This window comes from Amycolatopsis sp. w19 (assembly GCF_051373225.1).
GTDB lineage: Bacteria > Actinomycetota > Actinomycetes > Mycobacteriales > Pseudonocardiaceae > Amycolatopsis > Amycolatopsis japonica.
On sequence record NZ_JBPQFM010000010.1, the window covers coordinates 63286 to 76633 of the forward strand.

At 69.7% G+C, this 13348-nt stretch carries 13 protein-coding genes and 2 riboswitches; of the genes, 10 read left to right on the forward strand and 3 right to left on the reverse strand.

Features of this window, described 5'->3' with window-relative positions; all coding sequences use genetic code 11:
- Positions 1–241: 241 nt before the first annotated feature.
- Positions 242–1249, reverse strand: a complete 1008-nt coding sequence (locus tag ACSMFO_RS20815) for a peptidase (RefSeq protein WP_436460145.1) — start codon at positions 1247–1249, stop codon at positions 242–244.
- Between the two features lie 32 nt (positions 1250–1281).
- A riboswitch (cobalamin riboswitch) is annotated at positions 1282–1430 on the reverse strand.
- Between the two features lie 67 nt (positions 1431–1497).
- A riboswitch (cobalamin riboswitch) is annotated at positions 1498–1611 on the forward strand.
- Positions 1612–1678: 67 nt separating this feature from the next.
- On the opposite strand from ACSMFO_RS20815, the gene ACSMFO_RS20820 reads away from it, so the two are divergent.
- Genes ACSMFO_RS20820 through ACSMFO_RS20845 form a run of 6 tightly spaced genes read left to right on the forward strand, consistent with a single transcriptional unit; the run spans position 1679 to position 9172 of the window.
- Positions 1679–4114, forward strand: coding sequence for a hypothetical protein (locus ACSMFO_RS20820; protein ID WP_436460146.1), 2436 nt, complete (start codon positions 1679–1681; stop codon positions 4112–4114).
- A 4-nt stretch (positions 4115–4118) separates the two neighbouring features.
- Complete coding sequence (locus ACSMFO_RS20825) at positions 4119–4679, forward strand: hypothetical protein (protein WP_038511159.1); 561 nt, start codon at positions 4119–4121, stop codon at positions 4677–4679.
- A gap of 14 nt (positions 4680–4693) precedes the next feature.
- A complete protein-coding gene (locus ACSMFO_RS20830; protein ID WP_436460147.1) occupies positions 4694–5599 on the forward strand; it encodes an ABC transporter substrate-binding protein in 906 nt (301 codons plus the stop codon).
- Positions 5599–6711 (forward strand): energy-coupling factor transporter transmembrane component T, encoded by a 1113-nt coding sequence (locus ACSMFO_RS20835; protein WP_436460148.1) that lies wholly within the window; start codon positions 5599–5601, stop codon positions 6709–6711. Before ACSMFO_RS20830 ends, ACSMFO_RS20835 begins: the two co-directional genes overlap by 1 nt.
- On the forward strand, positions 6708–8303 hold the full coding sequence (locus ACSMFO_RS20840) for an ABC transporter ATP-binding protein (protein ID WP_436460149.1): 1596 nt from the start codon (positions 6708–6710) through the stop codon (positions 8301–8303). Before ACSMFO_RS20835 ends, ACSMFO_RS20840 begins: the two co-directional genes overlap by 4 nt.
- Positions 8300–9172 carry an ECF transporter S component gene (locus ACSMFO_RS20845; protein WP_436460150.1) on the forward strand — a complete coding sequence of 291 codons (873 nt, stop codon included), beginning with the start codon at positions 8300–8302 and terminating at the stop codon, positions 9170–9172. The genes ACSMFO_RS20840 and ACSMFO_RS20845 overlap by 4 nt, the downstream gene beginning before the upstream one ends.
- Here the strand turns inward: ACSMFO_RS20845 and ACSMFO_RS20850 are convergent.
- Positions 9102–9461 carry a hypothetical protein gene (locus ACSMFO_RS20850; RefSeq protein ID WP_350584026.1) on the reverse strand — a complete coding sequence of 120 codons (360 nt, stop codon included), beginning with the start codon at positions 9459–9461 and terminating at the stop codon, positions 9102–9104. The two genes, ACSMFO_RS20845 and ACSMFO_RS20850, sit on opposite strands and share 71 nt — an antisense overlap.
- 26 nt (positions 9462–9487) lie before the next feature.
- The gene (locus ACSMFO_RS20855) at positions 9488–10096 is read right to left on the reverse strand and encodes an SRPBCC family protein (RefSeq protein WP_436460151.1); all 609 of its coding nucleotides are present in this window, start codon (positions 10094–10096) and stop codon (positions 9488–9490) included.
- A 108-nt stretch (positions 10097–10204) separates the two neighbouring features.
- On the opposite strand from ACSMFO_RS20855, the gene ACSMFO_RS20860 reads away from it, so the two are divergent.
- The 4 genes from ACSMFO_RS20860 to ACSMFO_RS20875 all read left to right on the forward strand — a co-directional run bounded on the left by ACSMFO_RS20860 (position 10205) and on the right by ACSMFO_RS20875 (position 13332).
- On the forward strand, positions 10205–10753 hold the full coding sequence (locus ACSMFO_RS20860; protein WP_436460152.1) for a TetR/AcrR family transcriptional regulator: 549 nt from the start codon (positions 10205–10207) through the stop codon (positions 10751–10753).
- A gap of 223 nt (positions 10754–10976) precedes the next feature.
- Complete coding sequence (locus ACSMFO_RS20865) at positions 10977–11555, forward strand: hypothetical protein (RefSeq protein WP_436460270.1); 579 nt, start codon at positions 10977–10979, stop codon at positions 11553–11555.
- 114 nt (positions 11556–11669) lie between these two features.
- Complete coding sequence (locus ACSMFO_RS20870; RefSeq protein ID WP_436460153.1) at positions 11670–11966, forward strand: hypothetical protein; 297 nt, start codon at positions 11670–11672, stop codon at positions 11964–11966.
- Between the two features lie 181 nt (positions 11967–12147).
- Entirely contained in the window at positions 12148–13332 is a 1185-nt protein-coding gene (locus tag ACSMFO_RS20875) for a sodium:proton exchanger (RefSeq protein ID WP_436460154.1), read from the forward strand.
- The last annotated feature ends 16 nt before the right edge of the window (positions 13333–13348 follow it).

Genomic DNA, 13348 nt, shown 5'->3' on the forward strand with positions numbered 1-13348 from the left:
GCTGCCCGTGACTCACGTGATCGAAGCCGGAACTCGCGTGATCGGAGGCCCCACTCACGTGATTGGAGGCGGAACTCCCGAATGCGGCCTCCAGCCACGCGAGTCACGTCCCTGATCACGCGAGTCACGCCTTCGCTCACGCCGTGACCTGTGTGCCCAGGCCGTGAAGGCCTCCTTGAGGGACCCAGAGTCCCTCAAGGAGGCCTTCACGGAATCCGGACAAGTAGGTATCCAGGACGGTTCACGGGCAGGCGAGGACCGGGGCTTGCGGGCGGCCACCGCCGTGCAGGTCGCTCAGCGGAACCCTGGCCAGGCCGAGGATCGCCTGCGCGGTCGCGCGCGGGGCGGTCGTCGGGTTCGGACCGGTGGCGTCGTAGGCGATCGCGCCGCGGTCGGCCTCGGCGCCGGCGCAGCCGGTCTGCAGTGACCGCAGGAATTCCCGCGCCTTGACCGCGGCGGCGGGACGATGACCGGCCAGCGCTTCCGCGGCGAGGCCGGTGCTGTTGGCGTTGGGCGCGTTCGCGGCGACGCCGAAGCCGCCGTTCGCGTGCTGCTTCGTGACCAGCCACGACGTGCCCTCGCGGGCGTTCACGGGGTCACCGACGGCGCGCAAGGCCTGCACGACCGTCGCGGTCGCGTCGACGTCGCTCGTGCACGTCGCTTCGCCGAAGTTCTGCGGGAAACCGCCGTCCGCGCACTGGGTGCCCGCGAGGAACGTCACGGCCGACGCCGGGGCACCGCCCGGGGTGCGGTCCAGCGCCAGGAGGGCGAGCGACTGCGAGAGGGCGTTGGAGTAGTCGCCGTACTCGGATCGGTCGGAGAACCGGCCGGACGGCGTGAGCAGCGAGAGCAGGCCCGCCTTCAAGTCGACGCCGCCGAACGACGCCAGGTCCTTGCCCCGGATCTGCGCGGCGAGCATCAGTTTGGCGTGCGCGCCCGCATAGGCCTCGGTGCCGCCCCCGACGTAGCCGGTGGTGACCTCCGGCTTCGCGAGCCAGGCGATCGCCTTGCCCGCGTTCGTGTCCGACACGCCGGCCGCGGCGAACGCGAAGATCGCGTCGATCGTCAGGCCCTGATCGGGGAACTTCTGGCCGCCGAAGTCGGCCTCGAACCGTTCGCCGTCGGTCATCTGCCTGGCGAGCCAGCCGGCGGCGGCGTCCGCCTTGTCGTGGGTGGCCGCGGCCGCCGCCGGAGCGGCGACCAGCCCGATGCCGCACAGCAGGGCGACAGCGAAAACCAAACGTCTCATGAGAACCCTTTCCCGCATTTCCACGACAGGAGTCGGTGACACCGTGCGATGTGGGTGACCGGGCTCGCCTGGAAGGCACACCGTTGCGGGACAGCGCCGGACTCTCACCGGACTTCCCCCACGACCGCGCCTGAAGACTCTCACCCCGGTCGGGTGCGGGATACCGCCGGGTGCCCATGTGATCCTCACGACCGACTGGCCGGTGGTACCTACCGGAGGTGAACAGGTGTTAACCTCGGCTGGCTCGACAACAGAACACCGCCGCCCGTGACGGGGAAGCCGGTCGAAATCCGGCGCTGTCGCGCAACCGTGGGCCCTTCGCAGGGCGAGCCGGGATACCGAACGGGCGGACGTACGAACCACTGTCGCGATAAACAGGGGTGACTGCGGCGTCCCGCGCTGTCCTCCGCCATGCCGCAAGGAGGAGTCATGCGCCGCGGGTACCTGGCCGCGTCGGCGTTCGCCGTCATCGTCACCATGATCGCCGCACCGCTCAGCGGGACGGCGACGGCGGCGAACGATCCCGGTGCGGCGAAGGTGAATTCCCGCTGGCTCGCGACGAAGCTGAAGCCGGACGGCACATTCGACAACCCCAGCGGCGGCTCACTGCCCGACCACGGCCTGATGCTCGACGCGCTCTTCGCGATGTACGCCGCGGGCGAAGGCGCGCGGGCCGAGCCGATCGTGAAGTTCCTCGACGACCAGGGTCACGCCACCGACTACTTCACCTGGGACGGGCTCGCCCCCGGCGCGGGATACGACAAGATCATCGTCGGCGGCGCCGTGGCGAAGACGATGGTCGCCGCCCAGGTGTCCGGCCGGAATCCGCGGGCCTTCGACGGCTACGACCTGGTCGCAGAGACCCATGCGGCCATCATGCGCAAGGGCCCCGACAAGGGCCGGGTCAGCGACTACTCCAAGGATCCCGCCCTCGCCGACGCGGTGAGCAACAACGCGAACATGTTCGGCCAGGCGCTCGGCGTGATCGGGCTCGCCGTGGCGGGAGAGAACGACCGGATCGCCATCGACAGGCTGCTGACCCAGCAGTGTTCCGAGGGCTACTTCCGCGTCCTCTTCTCCTACATCCCGACGAAGGAGACCGGCGACCACGTCACTCCGGACGGCCGCAAGGTCTCGACCTGCGACGAGGGTAAACCGCTCGGCCTTTCCCCGACCGACGGTGACGCCACCGGGCTCGCCCTCTCGGCGATGCTGGCCGCGAAGAAGGCGGGCGCGGCCGGTCTCGACGCCCCGATCGCCAAGACCGTCTCCTGGCTCAAGGCGAACCAGACGCCCGGCGGCGGCTGGGGTGGCGGCGTCGGCACCGAGGCGCCGAACACCAACAGCACCGGCCTGATCGTCCAAGCGCTCGTCGACGCAGGCGGCGCGAACGCGGCGGTGGACAAGGGCGTGCGGTTCCTCAAATCCGCGCAGGCGAACGCCGCGGCCGACTCCGGGAACAAGCTCGCGGGCGAACTCGGCGCGATCGCCTACGACCCGGCTTCCTACGAGGCGGCGCGTTCCTCCGGCATCAGCGGCCTCGACACCTGGATCCGCGCGAGTGCCCAGGCTTCGCTCGGGTTGTCGCAGGTCGGTTTCTACCCGCTTGCGAAGGGCGAAGTCCTGCCGCCGACCACCGGCGTCCCGGAAACCCCGGCTCCTGTGACGCAGCCGCACAAGCCCGCTCCTGAGCCCAAGAAATCCATCACGCCCAAGGCGTCCACCGGCGCCCGGGTGTCGACGGTCGCGGCGATCGCCGCTCCGGTCACCGCGACCCCGGCCGTCCGCCTCGGGGCCTACCTGACGAACCGGCTCGTCGGCGGCGACCACGTCGAGGTCACCGAGGACGGCAAGACCTACGTCGACTACGACGCCACCGCCGACGTGGTGCTGGCCTTGCGGGCGTTGGACCAGCAGCCGGACGCGGTCGCCCGCGCTTCGCAGTTCCTGCTGAAGCCCGAAGCCGTGCAGGCCTACGCGCACGGAGCGCCGTACGAACAGGGTCAGGCGTCGTACGCCGAACCGCTCGCGAAACTCGTGCTCGTCGCCGAATTCGCGAAGTCGGACGTCGCCGGTCCGTTGCGTGCCGATCTGGTGAAACTGCGCGGTACCGACGGGGAATTCACCGACACCGGATCGTTCGCCGACGCCGATCGGACGGTCGAGCGGCACGCTTGGGCGGTCCTCGCCACCGCCGCCGATCCCGGCCCCGCGGTCGAACTGCTCCTCTCCCGCCAATGCGCGGACGGGACCTTCCCGAAGCACCTCGACACCGCGGAATGCGGTTCCGGCGACCTCGCCGCGACGGCCGCCGCGGTCACCGCGCTCGTCGCCCGTCCGCACACGGATGCCGCGCCGCCGACCAGACGCCCGGACGGCTGGACCGAACGGCGCGTGTCGGCGTTCGTCTCCGCGGTGGACGCGCTCGGCGTCCGGCCCACCGGCGAGGGCTTGGTGACGGGAGAAGGCGGCGAGGTGGACATCGCGCTCAGCGCCACCGTCGCCGCCGCGCGGCAGACCGCCGGTCTCGACGCGAGCGGAACCGCGCGCTCGCTGGGCAAGCTCGTCCAGCAGGACGGCGGATTCGCCAAGGGAACCGGGGGAGAGACCGATTTCCCGACCAGTTCGGCCGCCGCACAAGGGGTCGCGGGCCGGTCTTGGCTCACCGCCGCGGATTCCCCGCTGTCACCCGCGATCCGGCTCCCGCTGACCGCCGGCACCGATACACCGGCGCTGGCCGCCGCCCAGTCCGACGACCGGCCGGGATGGCTGATCTGGGGACTCGCCGGGCTGGCCGTGCTGTTCCTCTCCACCGCGATCGCGCTCGTCTTCGTACTTCGTCGTTTCACCAAGAAAAGGGGGTAACACCATGAAGAGACTGCTCGCCGTCACGACCGTCCTCATCGGACTCATCGGGCTGTCCGCCGCACCCGCGAACGCGGTCGACACCACGAAGGGCTACGCCGGGATCTGCACCGGTGCCGACGCGCGCACCGGGGTCACGGTCGTGATCGACTTCCAGGAGCTGGCCGCCCCGACGATCACCCGCTGCTCGCCCAACGCCACGCCGGGCACCGCCCGCACGGGGATCAAGGCGTTGCAGGACGCGGGGATCGCGGTCGCCGGCACCGCGCGCTGGGGGCTCGCTTTCGTCTGCCGTCTGGAAGGGCGCCCGTCCGCGACGGAGACGCTCCCGCTGACGACCAACCCGAATTACAAGGAAGCGTGCGTCACCACCCCGCCCGCGGGCGCGTACTGGGGCTACTGGAACGCCGACGGTTCCGGTTCCACCTGGACCTACAGCAGCTCGGGTGCCCTCAACCGCAACGTCGTCCCGGGCGGTTTCGAGGGCTGGTCGTTCTCGCTGAACAAGTCCGCGACCACCAACCCGCCGCCCGGCGTCACGCCGAGGAACCCGGCCATCCCGTGAAAAGGGTCCTTCCCGTGGTGGCGGCGGTCTTCCTGATCGCCGCCACGGCGCCGTCCGCGCACGCGGTCGACCAGAGCAAGGGATATCCGGGGTTCTGCAGGGATGCCACCGGGGTCACCGTCGTCGTCGACTTCCAGCAGCTCGGCGGCACGACCATCGTGCGCTGCAATCCCCAGACCACCCGCGGCACCGGGCTGGACGCGCTCAAGGGCGCCGGTTTCCAGATCGCCGGGGTCCAGCGCTGGGGTGAGTCGTTCGTCTGCCGGGTCGAGAACCGCCCGTCCGCGGCCGAGACCGTCCCCGTCGCGGGTCGCGGTGACTACCGTGAGCCGTGCGTCGACACGCCTCCGGCTCAGGCCTATTGGTCCTACTGGCACGCCTCGAACAACTGTGCCTGGGACTACAGCCAGTGGGGCGTCAAGAACCGTGACTTCATCCCCGGCGGTTTCGAAGGCTGGTCGTTCTCCTTGAACGCCACCACCCAGAGCAACCCGGTCCCGCGGGTCTCCGCCGTACGGCCCGGCACGGAGAGCCAGCCCTGTGTGCCGCGCGAGGAGGCGAAGCCGGTCACCGGTGACCCCGGCGAGCGCCAGCAGCGACCGCCGTCGGGGAACGGACAGCAGGCCGACGGCTCCCAGCCTACGACGGGTGCCGGAGAAGTTCCGGCCGCGGGTCCGAGTTCCGCCGCACTGCCGCCGCCCAAACCGCGCCCGAGTGCTTCGGCACGGCCGAAGGCGCAGGATCCGTCGATGAACGTCGCGTTCACCGGAGGCGAGAACGCCGAGGATGTCAACGCGGTGATCGATCGCGAGTCCGGAGCGGGCGGCTGGGCGCCCTGGGCCGCGGGAGCCGCGGTGCTCGCGCTGTGCGTGGCGGGATTCCTGATGGCACGCAGACGCAAACGCGCACAAGGAGTTTGATGACGTCCTATTTCCTGCCGCGCGATCTGCACCCGGCCGCGTGGTGGGTGTGGGCGCTCGGACTCGCCGTCGCGGCGACCCGCACGACGAACCCGTGGCTGCTGCTGACCATCGTGGCCGTCGCGGGGTACGTCGTCGTGGCCCGCCGCAGTGAGGCGCCGTGGGCGCTGGCGTTCCGGCTCTACCTGTACCTCGGCGCGTTCATCGTCGCGATCCGGGTCTTCTTCCGTGTCGTGTTCGGCGGCGGCGAGGGGGCCACGATCATCCTGCGGCTGCCCGAAATCCCGCTGCCGGAATGGGCGGCGGGTATCCGGCTCTTCGGCGATGTCTCCGCGGAATCGTTGCTGGGCGGGCTCTACGACGGGATGCGGCTGGCGACGATGGTGATCTGCCTCGGCGCGGCCAACGCGCTCGCGAACCCGAAACGGCTGCTCAAGGCGATGCCGCCGGCGCTGTACGAGGTGGGCACGGCGGTGATCGTCGCGCTGTCGGTGTTCCCGCAGCTCGCCGAGAGTGTGCTGCGGGTCCGGCGGGCACGCAGGCTGCGCGGCGGTTCGGGGAAGAAGAAGGTGAAGACGCTGCACACCATCCTCATCCCGGTACTGGAGGACGCGCTCTCCCGCTCGCTGCAGCTCGCCGCGTCGATGGACTCACGCGGCTACGGCCGCGCGGGTACGGTCGAAGCGCGGGCCAGGCTGATCACGGGCACGCTGATGATCATCGGCCTGCTCGGCGTCTGCGTCGGTGTTTACGCCACTTTGGACGGTTCGACGCCCCGATACCTGGCCGCGCCGGTGCTTTCCGTCGGAGTCGTGATCGGACTCGCCGGATTCCGGTCGGCGGGCAAACGCGTCCGGCGCACGCGTTACCGGCCGGATCGCTGGCAGCCGCCGGAAATCGTCGTCGCCCTCAGCGGGATCGCCGTCGCGGCCGTCCTGTTCACGACGTCGGAGGTGAACCCGATGAACATGAACCCGTCGCTGATCGGCCTGTCCTGGCCGTCGCTGTCGTGGGTGCCGTTGCTCGGGGTGCTGATCGGCGTGCTGCCCGCGTTCCTCACCCCGGCCCCCGAACCTCCTTACGCCGCACTGGAAGAAGAAGTGCACGCATGATCGAACTGGACCACGTTTCCTTCACCTATCACGGCCGCGCCGAACCGGTGCTGTCCGACGTGACGCTGTCCATCGGTGAAGGCGAACTCGTGCTGTTCGCGGGCCGGACGGGGGCGGGCAAGTCGACGCTGCTCGGCACGATCAACGGTCTCGTCCCGCATTTCACCGGCGGTCACCTCGAAGGCACGGTGTCCATCGACGGCGTGACGACGCGGTCCCGGCCGCCGCGCGAGTTCGCGCATCTGGTCGGCGTCGTCGGCCAGGATCCGCTCGCGGGCTTCGTCACCGACACGGTCGAGGACGAACTCGCGTACGGCATGGAGCAACTCGGCCTGAGCCCGCAGGTGATGCGACGCCGGGTGGAGGAGACCCTCGACCTCCTCGGCATCGCGGAACTGCGCAGGCGCGCGTTGCGGACGCTGTCCGGCGGGCAGCAGCAACGGGTGGCGATCGGCGCGGTGCTCACCACCCACCCCAAGGTGCTGGTGCTGGACGAACCGACGTCGGCGCTGGACCCGACGGCGGCCGAGGAGGTGCTCGCGACGCTGGCCAGGCTGGTGGAGGACCTCGGCACGACGGTGCTGATGGCCGAGCACCGGATGGAACGCGTGATCCCGTTCGCGGACCGGATGATCCACGTGCCGGGCACCGGGGAGGTGATCGACGGAACGCCGCCGGAAGTGCTGAAGGACATGCCCATCGCGCCGCCGATCGTCCACTTGGGACGGTTGGCGGGCTGGGATCCGCTGCCGATGTCGGTCCGTGATGCCCGGCGGCGCGCTTCTTCGCTGACGTTGGGTGCTCCGCCCGCGCGAAACACGACCGTGGGCGAAGAACTGCTGGCCGCGTCCGGTGTCGTCGTGCGCTACGGGCCGAAGGTGGCGGTGCGGGAGGTCGATCTGGCCCTGCGCGCCGGCGAGGTGCTGGCGATGATGGGGCGCAACGGTTCCGGCAAGTCTTCGCTGCTGTGGGCGGTGCAGGGTTCCGGCCCGCGGCAAGGCGGCAAGGTCACCGTCGAGGGCAAGGACCCGAAGACGCTGAGCAGTGCCGCGGCACGCGCCCTGGTCGGGATGGTGCCGCAGACCGCGAGCGATCTGCTGTACCTGCAGACCGTCGCCGCCGAATGCGAAGCCGCCGACGCGGAATCGGGTGCGGAGCCGGGGAAGTGCCGGGAACTGCTCGACAGGCTCGCTCCGGGCATCGATCCCGCGTCGCATCCCCGTGATCTCTCGGAGGGGCAGCGTCTCGCGCTCGTGCTCGCGGTCCAGTTGTCGGCCGCCCCGCGGATCATGCTGCTGGACGAACCGACCCGCGGCCTCGACTACACCGCGAAAGCGGCGCTGGCGCGGATGATCGCTTCGCTCACGGCGGAGGGCAAGGCGATCGTCGTGGCCACCCACGACGTCGAATTCGTCGCGACGATCGCGGACCGGGTGCTCGTGATGGCGGAAGGGGAGGTCGTCTCGGACGGCCCGACCGGTGAGGTGCTCGGCGGCTCCCCGGCGTTCGCCACGCAGATCGCGAAGATCCTCGGCGAGCCCTGGCTCACCGTCGACGAGGTCCGGTCCGCGCTTCCGCAGGAGGTCTCGTGACCGCGGCGGTCCGGCTCGGCCCCCGCTCGGCGACTGTGCTCGGGCTGGCGTCGCTGGCGGGGCTGATGATGTTCGTCTGGCCGCTGTTGGTTCGTGTCGAGCCGCAATCGATGCAGCACGGCCCGGACGCGCCGTTCGTGTTCATCGCGATCCTGCCGATCCTGATCGTCATCGTGCTGGCCGAGATGTCCGAAGGGGGCATGGATTCCAAGGCCCTCGCGATGCTCGGCGTGCTCTCCGCGATGAACGCCGCCCTGCGGCCACTCGGCGCGGGGACCGCGGGCATCGAGACCGTGTTCTTCCTGCTGGTGCTGGCCGGGCGGGTGCTCGGTCCCGGCTTCGGTTTCGTGCTGGGCTGCACGTCGATGTTCGCTTCGGCGCTGCTGACCGCCGGGGTGGGGCCGTGGCTGCCGTTCCAGATGATGTGCTCGGCGTGGATCGGGATGGGCGCCGGGCTGCTGCCCCGCCGCGTCACCGGCAAGGCGGAGATCGCGATGCTGGTGGCGTACGGGATCTTCGTCGCGTACGTCTTCGGATTCCTGATGAACCTGTGGTTCTGGCCGTTCATCACCGACGCCGAAGTGCCGTACCACGACGGGCACATCTCCTACGTGCCCGGCGCCCCGCTGCTGGAGAACCTGCACCGCTTCGCCGTGTTCACCCTGCTGACCTCGACGGCGGGCTGGGACACCGGCCGCGCGATCACCAACACGGTGGCGATCCTGGTGCTGGGGCCCGCCGTGCTCGCGACGTTGCGCCGGGCTTCGCGGAAAGCGTCCTACGGCGTGATCCCCTCGTTCACCGATGGGCCCGCTTCCGGCGCAGGACGTGGAAGGACACGGCGAACGCCACTCCCACGGCCACGATGATCGCGGCGAAGACGGGATGCATGTCCTTGGACAGGCTTTGCGCTCTTTCGGGGCCGATCGCCCACAGCGCCAGGGGAGTGGCGTAGGCCGAGGTGAGGGCGATCGCGCCCCAGCGGAGAGTTCTGAGCCGGGCGTCGCGCAAAGTGCCGATCAGCACGAGCGCGACCGGGACGATCGCGAGCATCGCGAACTGGCCGACGACCATGATCGGTACGGCCCAGGCCGAGACGATGACGGCACGCGGGGCGCGGCGGACGGTGGTTTCGCGGTCGAGCGTCTGGGTGGACATCGGTTCCTCCGAGGTGTGTGGTGCGGTCAGCAGGGGGATTCGGCGGTGGCCTTGAGGTCCTTCAGCCAGGCTTCGAGGCCCCAGCCGAGGAACTTGGTCGCGGTGGGCACGTCGGCCTCGACCTGGGCGCCGGACCAGTTCTCCTCGGTGCGGACGAGTACCCCGCCCTTGACCTCGGTGAAGTTCCAGACGTGGATCCCGTTGTCGATGCCGAGGCCCTCGCCGACCGCGGGCCCGCTCCAGCGGAGGCATTTGCCGCGCTGGATCTGGTGGACGGTCGAGGTGATCGACAGCGTGGTGGCCGGGGTCGTGGCCGTGGCCGGCGCCGGGGTGGTCCAGTGGAACCGGGAGTTCCTCCGCAGCGGGCCGCGATCCAGGCGTTCGCTGCTCAGCACCGGCTCCTGCCAGGACGGCCAGCGTTCGACATCGGTCTGCAGGCGCCAGATCTTGCTCAGTGGCGCCTTGATCAGGGCCTCGGTCCGGTAGTGGATCGGGGCCTTCGTGTCGATGGTCTTGCCTTGGCACGAAAGCGGGGCGGGGGACGCGGTGGCGGCGTGAGCGGGGGCCACGGCACCGCCCAGCAGGCCGACCGCCAGCGGGAGGGCGAGTGCGGCGGTGCGATAGAGCGACTCCATCGGGACTCCTTGTTAGCGGCGATTGCGATAGTTAGAAGCTATAACCACAACGACGTGAGTGTCAATAGGGAAAGTGATAGCCTCTAACTGAACGGAAGGGAGTGGCTGGTGGAGACCTCGCGGGAGCGGTACCGGGCCCAGGTGCGTGCGGAGATCAAGCGGCACGCGTGGGAGCAGCTGGCCACGACGGGTGTGTCCGCGTTGTCCCTCAACGCGATCGCCAAGCACGTCGGCATGAGTGGCCCCGCGCTGTACCGGTACTTCCCCAGTCGCGACGACCTGATCACGGACCTTGTCCGCGACGCGTATCGAAGCCTTGCGGGCGCCGTCCAGGCGGCAGTCAGCGTGACTGAAGTCGCCTACGCGATCAGGGAATGGGCGCTTGCGGACCCGCAGCGATACCTGTTCGTCTACGGAACGCCCATCCCCGGTTATCACGCGCCCGGCGACACCACGGAGATCTCGGACGAGATCATGACCGTGCTCCTCCGGGCGTACGCGGCGGAGCCGGATGACGGCCGGGTGCTCCGTCGTGCCGTCACCTTCTGGACCCGTGTTCATGGCGTTCTTTCGCTCGAGCTCGCCGGGCACTTCGCCGGCATGGGGTTCGATCCCGTCCTGCTGTTCGCCGCCGAGGTCGACGGCTTGCTCGGGTGAGCGCGCTCGCCGGGCCCGGGGGAGGGTTGCGAAAGCCACTTTCGCAACCCTCAATGTTGTGAAAGTGGCTTTCGCAACGTCTGCGCGCGCGGCCACTGTCCATAAAGGACGATTCCCGCTGAGCGGGGCATCGTCGGCCGCTTTCGGCGCTGTACGGCGGTTTTCGCGTTCGCTGTGCTAGCTTCCGGGAATGCGCGGAGGATCCCGGATTCGTACGCTCGCGGTGCTCTCGTCGATGCTCCTGGCTTCGCTGATCGGCCCCGGCGCCGTCGCGAACGCGTCCGGCGGGCACGGCTGTGAATGCGCCACCCCGTCGATCGACCGATTGCAGCAATGGCTCGCCTCCGGTGAGGGCACCACACTGCCGCCGACCGGCAGCCTGCTCGTCCGCGAACGCGGCGGTTACGCGGCCAAGGTGACCTTCCTGAACGCCGAATGGCACGTTGTCGTCGTCTGGCTGGGGAATCAGTTCGAAGCGCAGGCGGATCTCTCGAAATCCGCCGGTTTCTGGATGACCTACAGCGCGACCGACGACCTCTACGTCCAGCTGCGTCCCGCCTCGCATTGGAGTGGCGGGGACAAGTGGCTCACGAAGGTGCCGTCGACCGGCGGGAAGCCGGTGAAGAAGTTCTTCAGCTTCAAGCCCTCCGCCTGGACGACGTTGCCCGAGCTGGGTACGCCCGGCTACTCCTTCGCTTCGGCGCTCGCCGAGGCGCGGGGCCTGGTCTTCGTCGGCAAGACCCCGAACAAGCTCGACTTCCGCGGCCTCTCGATCGACCGGTACCGGCCGCCCTGTCTCTGAACGCTCCTCGGATTTCACCTGTCCGGAGCGACGGCCATCGCGCACCGTGCCCGATTTGTCCTGTACGGTGAACTTTCAGCCGCCTCCGCACGACCGATCCGAGGAGTACCCCTGATGAGCCTGTTCGACTCGCTGAAGGAAAAGGCCGCCGAACTGCTGGGCGGCGCGGGCGACAAGGTCGGCGAACTGACCGGTGTCGACCTTTCCGGCGCCGCTGACCAGGTCACCCAGGCGACCGGCGGGCTGGCCGAGACCGGTCAGGGCCTCGCCGAGAGTGCCGCCACGGCGGGCCAGGACGCCGTCGACTCGGCCACCGCGGCCGGTCAGGGCGTCGTCGACTCCACCGGCGCGCTCGGTGACGCCGCCACCGGACTGGCCGGCGACGTGATCGACCCGAACGCCCGGGGCTGACCGCCCCCGGACTCCCCGGTATCCCGCGGATACCGGGGAGTTCGTCATTTCTCCGGTGGGACGACGTCCGGTTTTCGGTGGGACGATCTTCGTTTTTACTTGTCCCGCAAGGGAATTATCGCCGGTCGGGTGGATGAGGAAACGGTTGTGGTAACCCGTCCACGGCCGCGAAGCTCGGTCGGTGATCGTCAACCGACTCAAGCCCGTCGGCCTGTGTGCCGCGCTCACCGTGCCCGCCCTTCTCCTGCGCTTCACCGGCACCGATCCGGGCGCGCCTGCCGGGCTGCTGCTGTTCGGCCTCGCGGTCGTGGCGGCCTCGTTCCTGCTCGCCTGGGCGGCCGAAGCCGCGCAGGTGGACATCTCCGGCGGCCTCGCGATCGCCGTGCTGGCCGTCATCGCGGTCCTTCCCGAGTACGCGGTGGACCTGTACTTCGCCTACACGGCGGGCTCGAATCCCGAGTACATCGCCTACGCCGCGGCGAACATGACCGGTTCCAACCGGCTGTTGCTCGGCCTCGGGTGGTCCACCGTCGTGCTGGTCGCGCTCGCCGTCGCGAAGAAACGCCGTGGCGCCACCGTCCGCGAGCTGATCCTCGACGCGCCGTACCGGATCGAGCTCGGCTTCCTCGCGATCGCCTCGATCGTCGCGTTCGTCATCCCCGGAACCGGGCAGATCTCGCTGGTCCTCGGCTTCGCGTTGCTCGGTTTCTTCGTGTTCTACCTTTGGAAGGTCTCCCGCGCCGAACCCCGGCGGCCCCGCCGGACCCTCGTGGCCGCGCTGTTCGTGTTCGCGGCCGTGGTGATCCTCGCGAGCGCGGAACCGTTCGCGCACAACCTGATCGCCGTCGGGACGGAACTGGGCGTCGACCGGTTCCTGCTCGTGCAATGGCTCGCGCCGCTGGCGTCGGAGGCGCCGGAGTTCATCGTGGCGATACTCTTCGCCTTGCGGGGCAAGGGCGACGCGGCGCTCGGCACCCTGCTTTCCAGCAAGGTCAACCAATGGACACTGCTCGTCGGCAGTCTGCCGATCGCCTATGTCCTCGGCGGCGGGGGATCCGCACTGCGGATGGACGGCCGTCAGATCGAGGAATTCCTCCTCACCGCGACCCAGACCTTGCTGGGGGTCGCCGCTCTGCTCGCGTTGCGTTTCCCCCGCTGGGCCGCCTGGACGCTGCTCGGCCTGTTCGCGGTGCAGTTCGCACTGCCCGGCCAGACCGCGCGCTACGTCCTGTGCGGGGTCTACGCGCTCATCGCGCTCGCCGCCCTGATCCGCAACCGCCGCCATCTCCTGCCGACCCTTGCCGCCCCGTTCCGCCGGGCACCCTATGCCTCCGGGAGTAGTCGCGAGGAGCGGATTTCGGTCTGAGAGCAGAGGTTTCCGC